The following is a 319-nucleotide window of genomic DNA, read 5'->3' as shown; positions in this document are numbered from 1 at the left end:
CTCTGGCTAACACTTCCCCTTGCCGGGTGTGTAGAGGACTTTCACCTCCAAGTCACCAGCGTGGCCACCACAGCCAAACTGGTTGCGCTTGCGCGCAACGCGCCATGCCTGGCGCACACAAAAAAAAAAAGCCCGGCCAAAAGGCCGGGCTCTTTATAAGTTAAGCCGCTGGATTAGACCAGCTTCTCAAACTCAGGTATGGCTTCGAACAAGTCCGCGACCAGGCCGTAATCGGCCACCTGGAAGATCGGCGCTTCTTCGTCCTTGTTGATCGCAACGATCACTTTGGAGTCTTTCATACCGGCCAAATGCTGGATCG

The 319-nt window shown here is 55.2% G+C and carries 1 pseudogene; it reads right to left on the bottom strand.

Annotation, left to right across the window (positions count from 1 at the left end):
* Positions 1 to 173: 173 nt before the first annotated feature.
* Positions 174 to 319: pseudogene (locus ACZYSM_RS29440) on the bottom strand (electron transfer flavoprotein subunit alpha/FixB family protein); the annotation flags it as partial.

The organism is Pseudomonas sp. F220 (genome assembly GCF_057813935.1).
This window is presented reverse-complemented; position numbering and strand designations above follow the sequence as displayed.